This is a genomic window from Mesorhizobium newzealandense, assembly GCF_042682145.1.
Taxonomy (GTDB): domain Bacteria; phylum Pseudomonadota; class Alphaproteobacteria; order Rhizobiales; family Rhizobiaceae; genus Mesorhizobium; species Mesorhizobium newzealandense.
Genome location: NZ_JBHUGZ010000013.1, coordinates 26,828 through 45,057, shown reverse-complemented (window position 1 = coordinate 45,057; position 18,230 = coordinate 26,828). Strand labels below are relative to the sequence as shown.

14 protein-coding genes and 1 pseudogene are annotated in these 18,230 nt (G+C 64.4%); 9 read left to right on the top strand and 6 right to left on the bottom strand.

All coding sequences use genetic code 11. The annotated features are described in order from the left end of the window. Positions 1-105: 105 nt before the first annotated feature. On the top strand, positions 106-2,301 hold the full coding sequence (gene katG, locus ACFSOZ_RS19805; RefSeq protein WP_379100587.1) for a catalase/peroxidase HPI: 2,196 nt from the start codon (positions 106-108) through the stop codon (positions 2,299-2,301). Between the two features lie 194 nt (positions 2,302-2,495). Further along, entirely contained in the window at positions 2,496-3,053 is a 558-nt protein-coding gene (locus tag ACFSOZ_RS19800; RefSeq protein ID WP_379100585.1) for a GNAT family N-acetyltransferase, read from the top strand. A gap of 12 nt (positions 3,054-3,065) precedes the next feature. Here ACFSOZ_RS19800 and ACFSOZ_RS19795 read toward each other — a convergent pair whose 3' ends face one another. Further along, a complete protein-coding gene (locus tag ACFSOZ_RS19795) occupies positions 3,066-3,482 on the bottom strand; it encodes a MerR family transcriptional regulator (protein ID WP_379100583.1) in 417 nt (138 codons plus the stop codon). 109 nt (positions 3,483-3,591) lie between these two features. Between ACFSOZ_RS19795 and ACFSOZ_RS19790 the strand changes: the two genes are divergently transcribed. After that, on the top strand, positions 3,592-5,874 hold the full coding sequence (locus tag ACFSOZ_RS19790; protein WP_379100582.1) for a heavy metal translocating P-type ATPase: 2,283 nt from the start codon (positions 3,592-3,594) through the stop codon (positions 5,872-5,874). A gap of 18 nt (positions 5,875-5,892) precedes the next feature. Here ACFSOZ_RS19790 and ACFSOZ_RS19785 read toward each other — a convergent pair whose 3' ends face one another. From ACFSOZ_RS19785 to ACFSOZ_RS19775, 3 genes are all read right to left on the bottom strand, one after another. After that, complete coding sequence (locus ACFSOZ_RS19785; protein WP_379100580.1) at positions 5,893-7,077, bottom strand: MFS transporter; 1,185 nt, start codon at positions 7,075-7,077, stop codon at positions 5,893-5,895. Between the two features lie 126 nt (positions 7,078-7,203). Next, positions 7,204-7,413: a DUF2061 domain-containing protein gene (locus ACFSOZ_RS19780; RefSeq protein WP_379100578.1), complete on the bottom strand. Its 210-nt coding sequence runs from the start codon at positions 7,411-7,413 to the stop codon at positions 7,204-7,206. A 103-nt stretch (positions 7,414-7,516) separates the two neighbouring features. Continuing rightward, entirely contained in the window at positions 7,517-9,181 is a 1,665-nt protein-coding gene (locus ACFSOZ_RS19775) for a Na/Pi cotransporter family protein (protein WP_379100576.1), read from the bottom strand. A 361-nt stretch (positions 9,182-9,542) separates the two neighbouring features. On the opposite strand from ACFSOZ_RS19775, the gene ACFSOZ_RS19770 reads away from it, so the two are divergent. The 3 genes from ACFSOZ_RS19770 (at position 9,543) to rpoD (ending at position 14,546) form a co-directional block, all read left to right on the top strand. After that, positions 9,543-9,908 carry an RcnB family protein gene (locus ACFSOZ_RS19770; protein WP_379100574.1) on the top strand — a complete coding sequence of 122 codons (366 nt, stop codon included), beginning with the start codon at positions 9,543-9,545 and terminating at the stop codon, positions 9,906-9,908. 151 nt (positions 9,909-10,059) lie between these two features. After that, positions 10,060-12,003: a DNA primase gene (dnaG, locus tag ACFSOZ_RS19765; RefSeq protein ID WP_379100572.1), complete on the top strand. Its 1,944-nt coding sequence runs from the start codon at positions 10,060-10,062 to the stop codon at positions 12,001-12,003. A gap of 521 nt (positions 12,004-12,524) precedes the next feature. Continuing rightward, positions 12,525-14,546: an RNA polymerase sigma factor RpoD gene (gene rpoD, locus ACFSOZ_RS19760; protein WP_379100570.1), complete on the top strand. Its 2,022-nt coding sequence runs from the start codon at positions 12,525-12,527 to the stop codon at positions 14,544-14,546. Between the two features lie 126 nt (positions 14,547-14,672). Here rpoD and ACFSOZ_RS19755 read toward each other — a convergent pair whose 3' ends face one another. Next, positions 14,673-15,728, bottom strand: coding sequence for a TauD/TfdA family dioxygenase (locus tag ACFSOZ_RS19755; RefSeq protein WP_379100568.1), 1,056 nt, complete (start codon positions 15,726-15,728; stop codon positions 14,673-14,675). A 328-nt stretch (positions 15,729-16,056) separates the two neighbouring features. Here ACFSOZ_RS19755 and ACFSOZ_RS19750 point away from each other — a divergent pair, with 328 nt between their 5' ends. From ACFSOZ_RS19750 to ACFSOZ_RS19740, 3 genes and pseudogenes are all read left to right on the top strand, one after another. Further along, on the top strand, positions 16,057-16,350 hold the full coding sequence (locus ACFSOZ_RS19750) for a GYD domain-containing protein (protein ID WP_111543731.1): 294 nt from the start codon (positions 16,057-16,059) through the stop codon (positions 16,348-16,350). Positions 16,351-16,503: 153 nt separating this feature from the next. Next, positions 16,504-17,311: pseudogene (locus ACFSOZ_RS19745) on the top strand (EamA family transporter). A gap of 40 nt (positions 17,312-17,351) precedes the next feature. Further along, the gene (locus ACFSOZ_RS19740; RefSeq protein ID WP_379100566.1) at positions 17,352-17,744 is read left to right on the top strand and encodes a thiol-disulfide oxidoreductase DCC family protein; all 393 of its coding nucleotides are present in this window, start codon (positions 17,352-17,354) and stop codon (positions 17,742-17,744) included. Between the two features lie 68 nt (positions 17,745-17,812). Here the strand turns inward: ACFSOZ_RS19740 and ACFSOZ_RS19735 are convergent, their stop codons facing one another. Beyond that, positions 17,813-18,070, bottom strand: coding sequence for a DUF2798 domain-containing protein (locus tag ACFSOZ_RS19735; RefSeq protein WP_379100564.1), 258 nt, complete (start codon positions 18,068-18,070; stop codon positions 17,813-17,815). Between the last annotated feature and the right edge of the window lie 160 nt (positions 18,071-18,230).

Genomic DNA, 18,230 nt, shown 5'->3' with positions numbered 1-18,230 from the left:
ATGGTCATCGCGCCAGCCATGAAACGGACCGCTTCCAGGGACATCCATTGTCCTTGTTCACGCAGCAGTTGAAACAGCTCAACACAGCCACGATCGGAGAAAAACATGGACGCACAAACTGACGATCCCAGCACGGGCAAATGCCCGGTCGTGCACGCCGCCGTTGGCAGGGTCAACCGCGACTGGTGGCCGAATCAGCTCAATGTCCAGATTCTCCATCAGCAGTCGCCGCTGTCCGATCCGATGGGTGAGGCCTTCGACTACGCCGAGGAATTCAAGAGCCTCGACCTCGACGCCGTGATCAAGGACCTGCATGCGCTGATGACGGACTCGCAGGAGTGGTGGCCGGCCGACTTCGGCCATTACGGGCCGCTGTTCATCCGCATGGCCTGGCATAGCGCCGGCACCTATCGCATCGCCGACGGCCGTGGCGGCGCCGGGGCCGGCCAGCAGCGCTTCGCGCCGCTGAACAGCTGGCCGGACAACGTCAACCTCGACAAGGCCCGCCGGCTGTTGTGGCCGATCAAGCAGAAATATGGCCGCAAGATCTCCTGGGCCGACCTTCTGATCCTGACCGGCAACGTCGCGCTGGAATCGATGGGCTTCAAGACCTTCGGTTTCGCCGGCGGCCGCGCCGATGTGTGGGAGCCCGAGGAAGACATTTATTGGGGTCCGGAAGGCAAGTGGCTGGCCGACGAGCGCTACAGCGGCGACCGCGATCTCCAGGATCCGCTCGGCGCGGTGCAGATGGGCCTGATCTACGTCAACCCGGAAGGGCCGAACGGCAAGCCCGATCCGCTCGCCTCGGCGCGTGACATTCGCGATACCTTCGCGCGCATGGCCATGAACGACGAGGAGACCGTCGCGCTCATCGCCGGCGGCCACACCTTCGGCAAGACCCATGGCGCGGGCGATGCGACGCTGGTGGGCGTGGAGCCGGAAGGCGCCGACATCGAGCAGCAAGGCCTCGGCTGGGCGAGCAAGTTCGGCACCGGCAAGGGTGGCGACGCCATCGGCAGCGGCCTGGAAGTGACCTGGACGACGACACCGACCAAGTGGAGCAACGACTTCTTCGACAATCTGTTCGGCTTCGATTGGGAGTTGACCAAGAGCCCGGCCGGCGCCCACCAGTGGACGCCGAAGGGTGGTGCCGGCGCCGGCACGGTGCCGGATGCGCACAATTCGGCCAAGCGCCACGCGCCCTCGATGCTGACCAGCGATCTCGCGCTGCGGTTCGATCCCTCCTACGAGACCATCTCGCGGCGTTTCCACGAGAATCCGGATCAGTTCGCCGACGCGTTCGCGCGCGCCTGGTACAAGCTGACTCACCGCGACATGGGCCCGCTCGTGCGCTATCTCGGCCCGTTGGTTCCAAAGGAGGAACTGCCCTGGCAGGACGTCATTCCGGCGGTCGATCATGTGCTGATCGACGAAGAGGACGCTGCGGCGCTGAAGGCCAGGATCCTGGCGTCTGGCCTGTCGGTGTCGCAGCTGGTCTCGGCGGCATGGGCATCGGCCTCGACCTTCCGTGGCTCCGACAAGCGCGGCGGCGCCAATGGCGCGCGCATTCGCCTTGCGCCGCAGAAGGACTGGGCCGTCAACCAGCCGGCTGAGCTGGCCAAGGTGCTCGACAAGCTCGAAGCGATCGGCAAGGATTTCAACGCTTCGCAGACCGGCAGCAAGAAGGTCTCGCTTGCCGATTTGATCGTTCTCGGCGGCGGCGCCGCCGTCGAAAAGGCGGCGAAGGCCGCCGGCCACAGCGTGGACGTTCCCTTCTGGCCGGGCCGTATGGACGCTTCGCAGGAACAGACGGACATCCACTCCTTCGCGCCGCTGGAACCGACGGTTGACGGCTTCCGCAACTATGTCAGCGGCAAGCAGCGGCTGACCGTCGAAGAGGCGCTGGTCGACCGTGCGCAGTTGCTAACGCTGACGGCGCCGGAGATGACGGTTCTCGTCGGCGGCCTGCGCGTTCTCGGCGCCAATGCCGGGCAGTCGAAGCATGGTGTCTTCACCAGGCAGCCGGAAACGCTGAGCAACGACTTCTTCGTCAACCTGCTCGACATGGGCACGGAGTGGAAGGCGAACTCGGACGCCAAGGACGTGTTCGAGGGCCGCGACCGCAAGACTGGCGAAGTCAAGTGGACAGGCACCCGCGCCGATCTGATCTTCGGTTCGCACTCGCAACTGCGGGCGCTGGCCGAAGTCTATGCAACGGCGGACGCCAAGGCGAAATTCGCCCGGGATTTCGTGGTGGCATGGACCAAGGTGATGAACGCCGACCGCTTCGACATCGCCTGAACTCACATAACGACAATCCGGCACGGCCTGGGAATGGCTGCGCCGGAGCGTCGGTTCTTCCCAAGGACAAAAGACCAAGGCCGCGTTTCCATTGATGGGAACGCGGCCTTGTCGCAAGAGGGCGCGCCTTGGTGGACCGTGTCTTCCCGGGCAATGCTGCTATTTTATCGGCGTCGCTCTTCCGCCGGTGCAACATGGTCGAAATCGTCAAACCCGCGCTTGAAAATTTGCCGTCCTACAAGGCGGCGCTAGAACGTGGCTGGTCGCCCGACAATGTTCGGCTCGAGCAAGCGACGCGCGAGCAGCTTGCGGCAATTGCGGAGGATCCGGTCGCCTTCCTTGCCAGCCTCGATGATCCCCAGGCAAAGGGTGGCCCGATCAGCTTGCCCGACGGCAGAAAGGTGCCGCGCCTGCCGGGCTTTCGTCGCTGGATCTGGGACGGCGAGGCATCAGGCTCGATCGGCTTCCGCTGGCAGAAGGGCACGGCGGAACTGCCGCCGCATGTGCTCGGCCATATCGGCTATGCGGTGGTGCCATGGAAGCGGCGACGCGGCTACGCCACCGAGGCGCTGCGGCTGATGCTGGACGAGGCGAGGGCGGTCGGCCTGCCTTATGTCGAGATCACCGCCAAGCCGGGCAATCCTGCGTCGCACAAGGTGATCTTGGCCAATGGCGGCAAGCTCGTCGAGCGCTTCTTCGAGGATGCTGCGTATGGCGGGGTGGAAAGCCTGCGGTTCCGGATCGAGTTGTAGCCCGACCCATCCTCACCCGTGCTCGTCGGCGCATAGCGCGTGGTCGGACAGGGCGCGGATGACGTAGCAGTCGCCGACCGTCTTGCCGTCGCAGCAGGAGGCGATGCGTTCGAGTTCGGACTCCAGCCGCTTGAGCTGAGCAATCTTCTCCCGCACGGATAACAGCTGCTCCCCGGCGATCCGGTCGGCGTGGCCGCAAGGCTGTTCGGGATGACCGCTCAGTTCGATCAGCGAGCGGATGTCCTCGACGGCGAAGCCGAGGTCGCGGGCGTGGCGGATGAAGGCCAGCCGCTCCAGCTCCTGCCTGCCATAGCGGCGCTGGTTGCCTTCCGAGCGCTCGGGTGCGGCAACCAGGCCCATCTGCTCGTAGTAGCGGATGGTTGGCACCTTGACCCCGGTGCGGCGCGAAAGATCACCGATCGAAAACATGAATTTTACCTCTTGAAGCTCTAGTGACTAGAGCAATTACAGTGCCTTGCATCAAGGTTCAAGACCCATGCGGCGGCACGCCGCGCGGGCAAGGCAGACAGGTGATGTGATGACGGCGCCCCTCAAGCTGGCCAGTATCAGGCAGACACGGTTCAGGATCGGCGGCATGGACTGCGCCTCCTGCGCGGCCAAGATCGATACGGCGGTGCGCCGTCTCGACGGTGTCGCCGACGTCTCGGTTTCAGTGACCGGCGCCAGCATGACGGTCAGTCACGGCGGCGCACTGCCGGAAGACAAGGTGCTGCAGCAGGTGGCGCGGCTGGGCTACGGCATCGTCAAGGCGGAGGCGCGCACAGCGCCGGTGTCGGGCAAGACGCGCGCTGATCACGGCCACGATGACCTTGAAGGCCATGACCATGAAGGCCGTGATCACGAGGGCCACGATCATGCGAGCCACAATCATGACGCTGGCAAGCAACCGGCCTGGCCGACAGCCGAAGCCGCCCATCTCCACGGCGATGCCGAGCCGGGGCAGCCGTGGTGGCGCACCCGACGCGCTATGCTGACGCTGGCTTGTGCGGCGGCACTTGTTGCCGCCTACGGCATCGGCCATCTGTTTCCGGCGGCCGAACGCTGGGTTTTCCTGGCCGCGCTGCTGGTCGGCCTGATGCCGATCGCCCGCCGCGCGCTGATGGCGGCACTGGCCGGTACGCCATTCTCGATCGAGATGCTGATGACCATTGCCGCCGCCGGCGCGGTGATGATTGGTGCCACGGAGGAAGCCGCCGCCGTGGTGGTGCTGTTCCTGATCGGCGAACTCCTGGAAGGCGTCGCCGCGGGCCGCGCGCGGGCCAGCATCCAGGGTCTTGCCGACCTGGTGCCGAAGACGGCACTTGTCGAGGGGGCCGGCGGCACGGCCGAAGTTCCAGCCGAAAACCTGGCGGTCGGCGACGTGATCGTGGTGCGGCCGGGTGACCGCATCCCGGCCGATGGCGAGATCGTCGAGGGGTCGAGCGATATCGATGAGGCGCCGGTGACCGGCGAGAGCACGCCGAGGCGCAAGGGGATCGCGGAAATTGTCTTCGCCGGAACGATCAGCACCGACGGCGTGCTCAAGGTGCGGGTGACGGCGGCAGCGTCGGACAACACCATCGCCCGGGTGGTGCGGCTGGTGGAGGAGGCGCAGGAGGCCAAGGCGCCGACCGAGCGCTTCATCGACCGCTTCTCGCGCATCTATACGCCTGCGGTGCTGGCCGTCGGCGCGCTGGTGGCGCTGCTGCCGCCGCTGCTTATCGGCGGCGACTGGAGCGCATGGATCTACAAGGGCCTGGCGATCCTGTTGATCGGCTGCCCCTGCGCGCTGGTCATCTCGACCCCTGCGGCGATCGCCGCGGGCCTGGCGACCGGCGCGCGGCGTGGCTTGTTGATGAAGGGGGGTGCTGTGCTGGAAGGCTTTCGCCGGATCACCGCGGTCGCCTTCGACAAGACTGGCACGCTGACCGCCGGCAAACCGGTGGTCACCGACATCGTGGCGTATGGGCGCGACGAACGCACCGTGCTGGTGCTGGCGGCAGCACTCGAGCAGGGCTCCAGCCATCCGCTGGCGGTGGCGATCCTCGGCAGGGCCAAGGCCGACAGGGCGCCGGTGCCGCCTGCCTTGGCCGCCAAGGCGATCTCAGGCAAGGGCGTCGAGGGCAGCGTCGGCGGCGTCGCGGTCTTCCTCGGCTCCGGCTCGGCAGCGGCGGAACGGGCCGTGATGACCGAGGCGCAGCGCCTTGCCGTCGACAGCCTCAACGGCCAGGGCAAGACTGTCTCGGTGCTGGTGGCCGATGGCGTGGTGGCGGGGCTGATCGCCATGCGTGACGAACCGCGGCCGGATGCGGCGGCTGGCATTGCGGCGCTGAAGGCCGAGGGCATCCGCACGGTGATGCTGACTGGCGACAACCGCCGCACCGCCGAAGCCATTGCCGCTTCGCTCGGCATCGAGGCGCGGGCAGAGCTGCTGCCTCAGGACAAGCAGCGCATCGTCGGTGAGCTGCAGCGCGAGGGGCTGAAGGTGGCCAAGGTCGGCGACGGCATCAACGACGCACCGGCGCTTGCCGCCGCCGATATCGGCATCGCCATGGGTGGCGGCACCGATGTGGCGCTGGAAACGGCGAATGCTGCGATCCTGCATGGCCGGGTCATGGATGTCGCGCGCATGGTGCGCCTGTCGCGGGCGGTGATGGCCAACATCGGCCAGAACATCACCGTGGCGCTCGGGCTGAAGGCGGTGTTCCTGGTCACCACCATTGCCGGCATAACCGGCCTGTGGCCGGCGATCCTGGCCGACACCGGCGCCACCGTTCTGGTCACCGCCAACGCCATGCGCCTGTTGCGCTGGCGCGGGTGAGGGCTTTTGCCGCGTGCTCTACTCGGCGGGGGCCGTCAGCGGCGGCGTGGCGTTGCTGCGCCCTTCCCAGACATAAGAGGCGAGCGCCACCGCGACGGCGACCAGCATGGCGATGGCGCCAAGCAGCGGCAGGCTGCGGTAGCCATAGCCGCCATTGAGCATGGCGGCGCCGAGCGATGCGGCGAGCGCGATGCCGACATTGAAGCCGGATGGTATGAGCGAGGAGGCGAGGTTGGAGGCGTCGGCGGTCCAGGCCAGGATGCGGGTCTGGATCGGCGTGCCGATGGCAAAGTTGAGACCGCCCCAGATGACGATCGCGACAACCATCGGCACGGGATAGGGACTGACGGCATAGATCACGGCCAGCGTCACCGCCTGCAGGGCCAGCATGGTGATCAGCGACGGCATCAGCTTCCAGTCAGAGAGCTTGCCGCCAAGGAAGACGCCGAGCGTGGCGCCGACGCCGTTGAGCAGCAGCACCCACGGCACCAGGCCTTCATCAAGACCGGTGATTTCGAGCAATGTCGGCGTAATGTAGGTGAACAGGCCGAACTGGCCGATCATCAGCATCAGCATGAGGATCAGCGAGGTCCAGACCTGCTGGCGCGCCAGCACGCGAACCTCGCGCGCCAGGCCGGCGGGCTTGGCCGACGACCCGGTGGTGCGCGGAAAAAGGGCTGCCATGGCAAGCGTTGCCACCACGCCCAGCGCGCACATCACCCAGAAGGTCGCGCGCCAGCCCCAGATGTTGCCGATCGCGGTGCCGGCCGGCACGCCGATGACATTGGAAACGGTGAGGCCGGACAGGATCACCGCAACCGCCATGCCGCGCTGGTCCTCGCGCACGAGGCCGACGGCGACCACCATGGCGACGCCGAAATAGGCGCCATGCGCTATCGCAACGGCAATGCGCAGAAGCAGCATCGAGGTGAAGTCGGGCGCCAGCGCACAGGCCGCCTGGCCGAGGGTGAAGGCGACGGCGAGCCCGAGCAGCAAGGTCTTGCGCGACAGCGCCTTGGTGGCGAGCGCCAGCAGCGGCCCGCCGATGGCGATGCCGCAGGCGTAGCCGGAGACGAGGTAGCCGGCGGAGGGAACCGAAACGCCAAGCCCTTCGGCCACTTGCGGCAGCACGCCGGCGATGACGAATTCGGTGGTGCCGAAAGCGAAGGCGGCAATGAACAGGGCGATGAGCGGAAGCGACATGGGGAAGGCCCTAGCTGGAACGGCCTCAAACCACGGATGAGCGTCGCGGGCAATCCAGAAATTGTGGACGCCGGTTTAGGTTTTCTTGATCGAATTCTCACGTCACCCAGTCGCGCCCCGGGGTGGCTAAGCCGGGGTCTTGCGTCCGTATGGAATCTTGAGCCACGCCCGCTCGTGGAAATAATAGAGCAGCGACTTGGTGAAGACCTCGGTCAGGCCAATGGCTGCAGCGAGCTTGATGCTTCCGGTCACGACCAGCGAGATGATCATCGTGTCGATGGTGCCGGTCACGCGCCAGGAAAGCGCCTTGGCGAAACTGCGCGAATGGGTGTCCATCGATTTCCTCCGAAAGGCTGGGCCAACCGACCCATATCCCGACTGGTGGAAACAGAGCAAAGGTATTTTGCCGCCGAAACCAGGACTGTGTCGGCGTCGTAAATCAGCTCGCCTTCAACCTCGACCCGGTGAGCAGGCCGCGCTCTTCGAGCACGGGATAGGCCATCGACGCCAGCAGCGAGTTGATCTGCTTCAGGTCGCGGATGGTGTCGAGGTGGATCGAGCTGGTCTCGACGCTCTTGGCGGTGCCGTCGCGCAGCCGCACGAAATGGCTGGCGCTGGTTTCCTTCTCGCGGTCGCGCAGCCGGTCCTTTTCCAGCACCAGCTGGCGGGCGGTCTCGGGATCGCGCGATACCAACACGTTGAAGGCAAGCCGCGCATTGGCGAGTACCGAGCCATGGAAGGCGGACAATTCGCTCCAGCCCTCGTCGGTGAATTCCAGCCCGCGCTCGAACTTCTTCTTCACATGCACCAGCATGTTGCGCACGATGATGTCGCCGACCTGCTCCAGCTTGACGCAGGCGCCGATCAGTTCCTGGCAGCGCAGCGCCTCGTCCTCGGTCAGAGGATTCCTGGTAAGCTTGGCCAGATAAAGCTTGATCGCCGCGTGCTTGCGGTCAACGCGGTCGTCAAGGGCTGCCAGCGCCTTGATCTTGTCGGCGTCGGCGCTCTCATAGAGTTCGATGATGCGCTTGAGCATGATCTCGACCGTCTCGCAGACCCGCACCACTTCGCGCGTGGCGTTGGCCAATGCCTGGCTCGGCACGTCGAGCGCGCTTTCGTTGAGCGCGGAAAGCTCGACGACGTCGAGCGTGGCGGCCGGCGCGGGCTTGGTGCCGAGTGCCACAATCTTCTCCGAGGCGCGGTAGACGAACCCGGCCAGCGGCAGGCCGGCGAGCAGGATCAGCACATTGAACAGGATGTGGGCGTTGACGATCTGGTCCGCCGCCGTCGCGCCGAGGAAGGCGACCTGCGGCCTGAAGGTCATGAACAGCACCAGCATGACCAGCGAGCCAAGTCCGCGCATCAAGAGGTTGCCGATCGGCACGACGCGCACGGCAGGCCCGGCCGAACGGGTCAGCATCGGCGCGATGATCGAAGAGCCCAGATTGACGCCGAGGATGAGAACGACGCCGAGTTCCGGGCTGATCACGCCACGGCCGGCCAGCGTCGCCATCAGGAGAACCGCCGCGATGCTCGACTGGAACAGCCAGGTGATCAGCGCCGCCAGCAGATAGGCGGTGATGGAATCGCTGGAGAAGTAGTTGATGATCACCGGCATGAGCTGGCTGTTGCGCAGCGGCTCGGATGCCTGGCCGATCATTTCAAGCGACAGGATCAGCAGGCCGATGCCGACCAGGATGCGGCCGGACTGGCGCCAGTCGCGCCGCTCGGTGGCCATGAACATCACCGTGCCGGTGATCAGACAGAGCGGCACCAGCAGGGTGAGATCGAAGGTCAGCAGCTTGACCACCAGCGCCGAGCCGATCTCGGCGCCGCGCACGGCAAGCTGGCCGGCGGCGCCCGAGACGATGCCGGAGCCGGCGAAGGAGCCGACCAGCAGCGTGACGGCGGTGGAACTCTGCAGGGCGATGGCGAGGCCGGTGCCGGCCAGCACCGCCATGATCGGATTGCGCATGGTGGCGCGCAATTTGTGGCGCAACACGTCGCCATAGGCGCGTTCGACGCCTGTCTTCACCATGCGGGTGGCAAACAGCATCAGCGCCACGGCGCCGGCCAGATGCAGTAGGACGACGGAACCGCTCATTTCGCCGCCCATATGCGGACAGGGCTCGCAACGCGGATGGCGCGGCGATCAGAGGCAAAAGCGAGGTTGCGAATCATATTCATGGCAGTGACCGACAATAACCCGACTATTTTAGCCGGATAATAAAATCTTGTCGATTTCGAGGGGCCGTTGCCGCGCGACAGGCGGTGTCGGAAAATGGACGACACGCGAATGGCGCATTGCCAGGGTCGCTTTGGCACGGCGGCTGTTGCCTTTGCGATGATGTTCAATTCTCTGGGGTAAATGAAGGAATTCATTACACAATTGTAATGCAGGCGTTCAGTTTCGGTTCATCGGTGGGTCGCTATCCCTTGGGCATCGACAACCAAGGAGACTTCCCATGAAACGCATTGTCCTTTCCGCTCTCGCTTTCTCGATGCTGGCCGCCACGTCACTCACCGGGCAGGCCGCGCCGATGAATGCACCGAACGCTCCGCAGTCGAACTACAGTCAGGTCGACTGGCAGAAGCCCGGCCACCACGATGTGAGGAAGCGCGTCATCAAGAAGAAGGTCGTCGTGAAGCGGAACAACTGGCGCAACGGCCAGAGATATTCGAGCTGGAAGCGTCACCAGCCGATCCGCGACTATGGCCGCTATGGCCTGCATCGCCCCGGCCGCGGCCAGGAATGGATCCGCGTCGGCAATGACTATGTGCTGGTCGGCGTCCTCTCCGGCGTCATCTTCGGCGCGCTTGCCGCGCAGTAGACCTGGCGGAGCCAGCACAAGGCTGGAACTTGAAAGGAGGCGGCCCGCAAAGGTCGCCTTTCTTTTTGCCCTGTGGAAACCGGGTATGGCCCGCATTAGGGGTCGTCGGACTTCGCAGGCATGATTATATGGAGGGGAAACGAGTTTCCCGATGCGCTTTCCGCCCGCCTTCCTCGACGAGATCCGCGACCGCGTGCCGATTTCTTCGGTCATCGGCCAGCGCGTCGCGTGGGACAGGAAGAAGACCAATGCGCCGCGCGGCGACTACTGGGGCTGCTGCCCGTTCCACGGCGAGAAGAGCCCGTCCTTCCACTGCGAGGACAAGAAGGGCCGCTACCACTGTTTCGGTTGCTCGGTGTCGGGCGATCATTTCAAGTTCCTGACCGAGCTCGACGGCATGAGCTTTCCCGAAGCGGTCGAGAAGATCGCCGACATGGCCGGCGTGCCGATGCCGGTTCGCGATGCGCAGGAGGAACGGCGCGAAAAGGAACGTGCCAGCCTGACCGATGTCATGGAAATGGCGACCGCCTTCTTCCAGGAGCGGCTGCAGGGACCGGAAGGCGCGAAAGCCCGCGCCTATCTGCGCGACCGTGGGCTGACACCGGCGACGCAGCAATCGTTCCGGCTCGGCTTTGCGCCCGACAGCCGCAATGCGCTCAAGGAGCATCTCGCCGCCAGGGGCGTGCCGAAAGCCGATATCGAGGCTTGCGGGCTGGTGCGCCACGGCGACGACATCCCGGTCTCCTATGACTGGTTCCGCGACCGCATCATGTTCCCGATCCCGGATTCGCGCGGCAAGATCATCGCTTTCGGCGGCCGGGCGCTGGCGCCGGATGCGCTGGCCAAATACATGAATTCGCCCGATACCGAGCTCTTCCACAAGGGCAATGTGCTCTACAATTTCGCCCGCGCGCGCAAGGCGCTGGCCAAGGGCGGCACCGTCATTGCCGTCGAAGGCTATATGGACGTGATCGCGCTGGCGCAGGCCGGCTTCGAGAACGTCGTGGCGCCGCTCGGCACGGCACTCACCGAAAACCAGCTCGAACTGCTGTGGCGCATGGCGCCGGAGCCGATGTTGTGTTTCGACGGCGACAAGGCCGGGCTGAAGGCGGCGTGGCGCGCCGCCGACATGGCGCTGCCCTCGGTGCAGGCCGGGCGCTCGGCGCGCTTCGCGCTGCTGCCGGAAGGCAAGGACCCCGACGACCTGGTCAAGGCCGAAGGGCCGGATGCATTCCGCATCGTGCTGGCCGAGGCGCGGCCGCTGGCCGACCTTCTGTGGATGCGCGAGACCGCGGGCGGCGTCTTCGATACGCCGGAGCGGCGGGCCGAGCTGGAGAAGACGCTGCGCGAGCTGACCAGCCGCATTCGCGACGAAAGCCTGCGCTACCACTATCAACAGGAGATGCGCGAGCGGGTGCTGAGCTTCTTCGGCAACCAGCGCAGTGCGCGCCAAGGTCGGCAAGATGGGGGCAGGCCGGGCGAGCGCGGCCAGGGCAAGGCGGCGCCCGGCGGACAGTTCGCCAAGGCTGGTGGCGGCCGCATCGCGATCACCGAAAGCCTTGGCCAGTCGGCACTGGTCAAGCGCGGCAACGAGGGGATGTCGATGCGCGAGGCGACGATCATCGTCGCGCTGGTCAACCATCCGGCGCTGATCGACGAGAATTTCGCTCATATCGAGTTTCTCGATCTCGCCAACTCCGATCTGAGGCGGCTGCACGGCGCCATCCTCGATGCGATGGCGCATGACATGGCCAATGACCGCCAGGCGGTTATCTCCACCATCGAGCGCGCGGGCTGCGCCGAGATCTGGGAGCGGGCGGTCGGGCTGATCCGGCGGGCGCGGCAATGGCCGGCGCTGGAGACCGCCGCGCTCGAGGATGCCCGCGACGCTTTCAGCCAGGCACTGCACTTGCAGCGCAGCGCGCGCACCTTACATAAGGAGCTGAAACAGGCGGAAGCGGCGCTCGCCACCGATCCCACAGACGAAAACTACCGGCACCTGATCGAAATTCAGGCGCAATTCCAGGATGTACAAGCGACGGAAGCGCTGATCGAAGGATTCGGCGTGTCCTCGGGCAGGGCCGGGCGGGCTTAAAGCATATCCCGAAAAGTGGGAACCGGTTTTCGGAACAAGTTCATGCTTTCACCAAAAGCATGATCCCGAAAGTGGGAACCGGTTTTCGGGACAAGATCATGCTTCCACCAAAAGAAGACAGAGCCCTTGCCGGTCCATAGGGGTGGGACGGGCTCGGTAAGAGAGTGAAATGTGAAGGCGTTGTTGCGCGTCCAAATGGCGCGTGGCGGGCTAAGTCGGGTAATTGATTCGCTTTTTTCATGCGAATCATGCGAGAGGCGCTTGACCTTCCGGCAGAATGGCGGAATCAGGACGATTCGAAACGTTAACCCGCACCCGCGTCGACGGGAAATAGGCGATGTGAGGTACTGGTCCACTGGACAGGCAGGCTGCCTGCCACAGATATCAGGGTTAATCTGGACTTAACGATAGATGCAGTTACTGGCCCGGTGAAGCGCGTTTCATAAGCGAGCGCATCCGATTTGACTGGTCCGACAGCTTAAGCGGCTTAGATGTCCGGCCGCTAGGAGAAGATAAAGACTATGGCGACAAAGGAAAAGGAAGAGGTCGAAACCGAACGCGAAGGCGCCACCGATGGGCCTCTGCTCGACCTTTCCGATGATGCTGTCAAGAAGATGATCAAGGCCGCCAAGAAGCGCGGCTATGTCACCATGGACGAGCTGAATTCGGTGCTGCCCTCCGAGGAAGTGACGTCGGAGCAGATCGAGGACACGATGGCGATGCTGTCCGACATGGGCATCAACGTGGTCGAGGACGACGAGCAGGGCGAGGAGCCGGAGGCCGGCGACACCGCTGCCGACGCCGAGGAGGACGCCAACGAGCTGGCCGAGCAGACCGGCACCGCCGTTGCCGCCACCACCACCAAGAAAGAGCCGACCGACCGCACCGACGATCCGGTGCGCATGTACCTGCGCGAGATGGGCTCGGTCGAGCTTCTGTCGCGCGAGGGCGAAATCGCCATTGCCAAGCGCATCGAGGCCGGCCGCGAGACGATGATCGCGGGCCTGTGCGAAAGCCCGCTGACCTTCCAGGCCATCATCATCTGGCGCGACGAGCTCAACGAATCGAAGATCCTGCTGCGCGAGATCATCGATCTCGAAGCCACCTATGCCGGTCCCGAGGCCAAGCAGGCGCCGGTGGTCGAGCGCATCGAGGAAGCCAAGGTCGAGGAAAAGCCGCGCCGTTCGCGCGACGAGGAAGAAGACGTCACCAATGTCGGCGCCGATACGCGCGGGCTGGTCGATGACGACGAGGAAGACGAGGACGAGGCCAGCCTGTCGCTGGCGGCGATGGAAGCGGAACTGCGCCCGCAGGTGATGGAGACGCTCGACGTCATCGCCGACACCTACAAAAAGCTGCGCAAGCTGCAGGACCAGCAGGTCGAGAACCGGCTGGCCGCGGCCGGCACGCTGTCGCCCAGCCAGGATCGCCGGCTGAAGGAGCTGAAGGACCAGCTGATCAAGGCGGTGAAGTCGCTGTCGCTCAACACGGCGCGCATCGAGGCGCTGGTCGAGCAGCTCTACGACATCAACAAGCGCCTGGTGCAGAACGAAGGCAAGCTCTTGCGGCTGGCCGAAAGCTATGGCGTGCGCCGCGAGGAGTTCCTGAAGGAATATCAGGGCTCGGAGCTCGACCCCAACTGGACGCGTGCGATCGGCAACTTGACGTCGCGCGGCTGGAAGGAATTCACCAAGAACGAGAAGGACGCGATCCGCGACCTGCGCGCCGAGATCCAGCATCTGGCCACCGAAACGGCGATCTCGATCCTGGAATTCCGCAAGATCGTCAACCAGGTGCAGAAGGGCGAGCGCGAAGCCGCGATCGCCAAGAAGGAAATGGTCGAGGCCAATCTGCGCCTCGTCATCTCCATCGCCAAGAAATACACCAATCGCGGCCTGCAGTTCCTCGACCTGATCCAGGAAGGCAATATCGGCCTGATGAAGGCGGTCGACAAATTCGAATACCGCCGCGGCTACAAGTTCTCGACCTACGCGACATGGTGGATCCGGCAGGCGATCACGCGTTCGATCGCCGACCAGGCGCGCACCATCCGCATTCCGGTGCACATGATCGAGACGATCAACAAGATCGTGCGCACCTCGCGCCAGATGCTGCACGAGATCGGCCGCGAGCCGACTCCGGAAGAACTGGCCGAAAAACTCGCCATGCCGCTCGAAAAAGTGCGCAAGGTGCTCAAGATCGCCAAGGAGCCGATCTCGCTCGAAACGCCGGTCGGCGACGAGGAGGATTCGCATCTGGGCGATTTCATCGAGGACAAGATGGCGATCCTGCCGATCGACGCGGCGATCCAGGCCAATCTGCGCGAGACCACGACGCGCGTGCTGGCCTCGCTGACGCCGCGCGAGGAACGCGTTCTGCGCATGCGCTTCGGCATCGGCATGAACACCGACCATACGCTGGAAGAAGTCGGCCAGCAGTTCTCGGTCACCCGCGAACGCATCCGCCAGATCGAAGCCAAGGCGCTGCGCAAGCTCAAGCATCCGAGCCGGAGCCGCAAGCTGCGCAGCTTCCTGGATAGCTGAGTTGAGATTTGTCAGTTGCGAAGAGTTGAGGGCGCCGATTGGCGCCCTCTTTCATTTCAAGTCGCTCATCAAGGAAACGCCGGACCGCTCTACAATTCAGGGCGGAGGGCCCGTTTCACACTTGTCCTACAACGGCACGTTCAGCCGCGTCCCCTTGACGATGATGCCGCCCCGGTCGCCGATTTCTATCGAGCCATAACGCTGCCTGAAGCACTCAGGCAGCGGACGGTCGAAGGGAATCGACAGCCACAGGCGCAGCATATGGCGTCGTTTGTCCGGGTCTGGCCAATCCCGAAAGCCCATGCGGTCATGAAGCAGCGAGTGATTGTAGACAAACTGCATGTCGCCTGGCCGCAGCCGCATCGACAGGTTTAGCTTCGGATCATTGGCAAGGCTGTCGAAGAGATCCAGCGCTTCGACATGCGCGGCGCTCAACCGCATCGCATCCGGGAATCGTTGCGCGCTGTCGACGTATTGACGCTGATAGATGCCGGTCAGCAATCCCGCATGCCAGTTGAGGATCGGGATTTCGAAATAGGGCTTTTCCCCTTCCGGTATCTCGCCGCGCCGGTCGGTGGCAATCGGATCAAACAGCAGGCGGACCAGATCGGGTCGCCTTTTGCGCATCGCGTTGTAGATCGTCACCGTGCTTACCAGCAAAGATTCGCCGCCTTGCATGGCATCGCGCAGGCAAAGCAGGCCGACGACATCGGCGGAGTCGGTGTGAAATGTCTGGCGCTCCGAGGTCTGGTAGATGCGTGTCGTGGCGTCCTTGGTGTCGGCGCCTATGTCGCGGACATGGCCGAGGATATGGCCCTGGGCATTCTGAGACCGTGCGCTTCCCAGATGTGCGCCAATCCCGCAGAAGATCGTTGCCGCCATTTGCGCGGAGTATCTCTCCACCGGGAGACCGCGAAGCACTTCGAACCCAATGCCTACGATCAGTTTTTCGCGAAGGGCGGCAAGATGACCGTCAAGCCGGGGCAGGGGAAAATCGGCCTTTGTCAGGTTACCGATGTCCTGCGAGCCAGCAAGAAAGCCGGTTGCCGCCAATTCCAGTTCCGCGACGTCCTGCGCATCCAGTTCGATCAGCCAATTCTGGGGATGCCTCGCCATCTCCTCGCCGGTCCATGCGGCAGGACTTTCAATCGATTCCGGCGGCAGATCGATGGTCTCGCGCATGAAGCTCTCCGGCGGCTGGATCGGTCTCGGACGTCGGCCGGGGATTTCCGCCAGATCGACGGCCACGACGGAGATTGCCGCAACCAGGCGGGTTTTTGAACCGACTTTCGCTGGTCGGCTCCGACTGTCTTACGGTCGCTTTGCCGCAGCCTTCAAGGCGCTTGGCGCGATGCTCGCCTTCACCCGGCGATAAGGCGCCGGCGCGGTAGTCCTTGCAGGACGTTCGCTGCGGGAGGATAGTTTCGCATCGGATGCATTTTCTGGGCGACAAACCCGGATGCCCGCCCCGGCGAAGCCGCCGTGCTCCGTGGCCCGGAGGGAGGTGTGCATGACAAGCTACATCGTGCTGATGAACTGGACGGAACAGGGCGCCAGAAATGTGCGCGATTCACCGAAACGACTCGACGCCGCCAGGAAGCAGCTGGGAGACATGGGCGGATCGTTCAAGGCGTTCTACCTGACCATGGGTGAATACGACATGGTGGCGGTGCTCGAAGCGCCCGACGACGCGGTGCTGGCTCGATTCTCGCTGATGCTGGCGGCGAGTGGCAACATCAGGACGCGGACGCTGAAAGCCTTCCCCGAATTCGCCTACCGCGAGATCATCACCTCGCTCGGATAGAGCCCTGAAAACAGCGCGCGCGGAGGCTAATGATCAGGCGCTGTCCTGACGGCGCCTGATCGTTCAGCCGACGCGCTTCAAGTCTCTGTTTCAGGCATGTCGATGCCCCAAAACCGCTCCGCAGTTTTGGGCGACATGCGTTAGGATGCGGCCATGTCCGAACCGAATTCACATGCGCATCTGTGGCCCGGCGTGCCGCTTGCTCTTGGCTCCGCCATCCTGTTCGGCGCGGCGCCGCCGCTCTGCAAGCTGCTGCTCGACAGCGTCAACCCCTTCATGCTGGCTGGTCTGCTCTATCTCGGCGCCGGTGCCGGGCTGGCCCTCTATCGGCGCCGTTTTGCTGTCGTGGCAAGGTCAGGGCGTCGCCTTCAACCTTGGTGCCGTGCTGGTCGCCGCAGCGTGCCTGGCATGGGGGCTGGACAACAATTTCACACGCAGGATCTCGGCCACCGACCCGGTGGTGATCGCCATGCTCAAAGGGCTGGTGGCGGGCGTCGTCAATGTCGGGCTGGCGCTCGCCGGCGGGGCTTCGTTTCCACCGATGTCAATCGTCGCTGTCACCGCGGCCGTCGGCTTCCTTGCCATCGGGGTCAGCCTGGTGATGTTCATCGTGGCGCTGCGCCATCTCGGCACGGCACGGACCGGGGCCTATTACTCGCTCGCCCCCTTTATCGGCGCGCTGTTGGCAATCGCCATCCTGGGGGACGCCGTCACGCTCAAGCTGGCGGTCGCCGGGCTTCTGATGGGCGTCGGCCTCTGGCTGCATCTGTCGGAACGCCATGAGCACGAGCACGACCACGAGGAGATGGAACACGAACACAGCCATGTGCATGACGAGCACCACCAGCACGATCATGACGGACCGGTGAGCGAGCCGCATTCGCACTGGCACCGGCATGCGCCCATGCGCCACCGGCACCCGCATTATCCCGACCTGCACCACAGGCATGGCCACGGCTGAGCATGACGCCAAAAAACAGGTGCGGGTTTCTGGAAGCATCATGCCCGAACAACGAACCAAGCCTTTGCTGACCGTCTGGTACAACACGCGCTGCCCGGTTTGCGATGCCGGGATCAACCGGCAAAAACGGCGGTTGATCGAAGCGGTCAAGGCCGGGCGGATCGAGTTTCGCGACATCAACCTTGAACCGGCAGCACTTGCCGGATCTGGCGCGTCGCTCGAGGATATCCGCCGCCGGCTGCACGCCACCGACGCGGACGGCCGGCTGCTGGTCGGCGCCGATGTCGCGATTGCCGTGTGGCTGACAACGCCGGGCGAGGGCTGGCTGGCGATGGTGTTCGGCAATCCGGTTGCCTTGCCGCTGACGCGCTTTGCCTATGATCGTTTCGCCGACCTGCTCTACGCCTGGAACCGCCGCAAGGGCCGCTGGTAGCGGTTCGTCATCGGTGACCGTGGCGAATGGAGCTCCGGAAACATTGGCGGACCTCCATTCGCAGTGCCTTATCGGCCGGCCGGCTCGCAGAGCGCGCCGACGATGCGGCGCACCATCGGCAACACCAGCAGCAACGTCGGAAACGCCACCAGCCAGGACAGGCCCCAGGCTGTCATCCAGATGAACGGCAGGTCGGGGTGGAAACCAAGGGTTTTCAGCGTCGAGATGAGCGAGACGATGAAGGTCATCAACAGCGACAGCACCAGCGGGCTGAGGATGGCAGCATAGCGCGCAGGCAGCTTCCTGCGCCGATTTCTTGCAGTCATTTTGGGAGATTCCCTGAAGTGTCCGGTCGTTCGCATTTGGCATCCATTCGCCGGTGACCGGCGCAATTGCCCGGAAAGACCGGGGTTGGATGCGTTGCTTGACGTCAGACGCTTACGGAGCAGCCGAGCCGCTCGCGGGCCTTCTAGCGGCACGTTCCGG

Excerpts from the sequence above, each read along its gene's own strand:
- katG (WP_379100587.1), top strand. The coding sequence starts at position 106 with ATGGACGCACAAACTGACGATCCCAGCACGGGCAAATGCCCGGTCGTG.
- ACFSOZ_RS19770 (WP_379100574.1), top strand. The coding sequence starts at position 9,543 with ATGAAACGCATTGTCCTTTCCGCTCTCGCTTTCTCGATGCTGGCCGCC.
- dnaG (WP_379100572.1), top strand. The coding sequence starts at position 10,060 with ATGCGCTTTCCGCCCGCCTTCCTCGACGAGATCCGCGACCGCGTGCCG.
- ACFSOZ_RS19790 (WP_379100582.1), top strand. The coding sequence starts at position 3,592 with ATGACGGCGCCCCTCAAGCTGGCCAGTATCAGGCAGACACGGTTCAGG.
- ACFSOZ_RS19780 (WP_379100578.1), bottom strand. The coding sequence starts at position 7,413 with ATGGACACCCATTCGCGCAGTTTCGCCAAGGCGCTTTCCTGGCGCGTG.
- ACFSOZ_RS19735 (WP_379100564.1), bottom strand. The coding sequence starts at position 18,070 with ATGACTGCAAGAAATCGGCGCAGGAAGCTGCCTGCGCGCTATGCTGCC.
- rpoD (WP_379100570.1), top strand. The coding sequence starts at position 12,525 with ATGGCGACAAAGGAAAAGGAAGAGGTCGAAACCGAACGCGAAGGCGCC.
- ACFSOZ_RS19785 (WP_379100580.1), bottom strand. The coding sequence starts at position 7,077 with ATGTCGCTTCCGCTCATCGCCCTGTTCATTGCCGCCTTCGCTTTCGGC.
- ACFSOZ_RS19740 (WP_379100566.1), top strand. The coding sequence starts at position 17,352 with ATGCCCGAACAACGAACCAAGCCTTTGCTGACCGTCTGGTACAACACG.
- ACFSOZ_RS19800 (WP_379100585.1), top strand. The coding sequence starts at position 2,496 with ATGGTCGAAATCGTCAAACCCGCGCTTGAAAATTTGCCGTCCTACAAG.
- ACFSOZ_RS19750 (WP_111543731.1), top strand. The coding sequence starts at position 16,057 with ATGACAAGCTACATCGTGCTGATGAACTGGACGGAACAGGGCGCCAGA.
- ACFSOZ_RS19795 (WP_379100583.1), bottom strand. The coding sequence starts at position 3,482 with ATGTTTTCGATCGGTGATCTTTCGCGCCGCACCGGGGTCAAGGTGCCA.
- ACFSOZ_RS19755 (WP_379100568.1), bottom strand. The coding sequence starts at position 15,728 with ATGCGCGAGACCATCGATCTGCCGCCGGAATCGATTGAAAGTCCTGCC.
- ACFSOZ_RS19775 (WP_379100576.1), bottom strand. The coding sequence starts at position 9,181 with ATGAGCGGTTCCGTCGTCCTACTGCATCTGGCCGGCGCCGTGGCGCTG.